This is a genomic window from Streptomyces sp. 8P21H-1 (assembly GCF_013302945.1).
In genome coordinates, this window is sequence record NZ_JABTYA010000040.1 from 1 (window position 1) to 595 (window position 595).

At 77.8% G+C, this 595-nt stretch carries 1 protein-coding gene; it reads right to left on the reverse strand.

The annotated features are described in order from the left end of the window. Positions 1–595, reverse strand: a 595-nt coding sequence (locus tag HO151_RS00865) for an aminotransferase class I/II-fold pyridoxal phosphate-dependent enzyme (protein ID WP_173894224.1), incomplete at both ends; no start/stop codon positions are given.

A 595-nucleotide genomic window follows, 5' to 3' on the forward strand; every position in this document is an offset into this window, starting at 1 on the left:
CGCGACGGGAGCGGCGATCCGGGCGCCCAGCGCGGTGAGGACGTCCAGGACGCGGTCGCGCAGCAGGCCGCCGGTGCCGTTGCCGGGGAAGCGGGCGACCGCCGCGGGCCAGCCGGCCGGCAGGAACGGCCCGGAGAGGTCGGTCAGGACGGTGACCCGTTCCGGGAGCATCTCGGCGGGGCTGAGCAGCACGGTGTCCTGCTGCCCGTGCAGCGTGTCGCGCCAGGTCTCGTCGCTGACCACGTGCAGGTCCTCGCCCGCGGCGGCCTCGATCGTCTCGTGGAGCACCTCGGGCGGGACGACGGTGGCGGTGGGGTCGTCGGCCACGGACAGCACGAGCAACCGGGGGTCGCCGCCCTCGGCGCGCACCCGGCGCACGGTCTCCAGGAGGGCGTAGGGGTCCGGGACCCCGCCGCACTCGGCGGGCGTCGCCACGGGGAAGACGGAGCTGCCCAGCAGCCGGGCCTGCGGGGCCCACCAGGCCGCGCAGGGACGTGGCACCAGTACGTCACCGCCGACCGCGGCCGTCAGGGCCAGGAGCAGGGTGGGGGCGCCGGGGGCCGCGACGATCCGGTCACGGCCTGCCCGCAGGCCG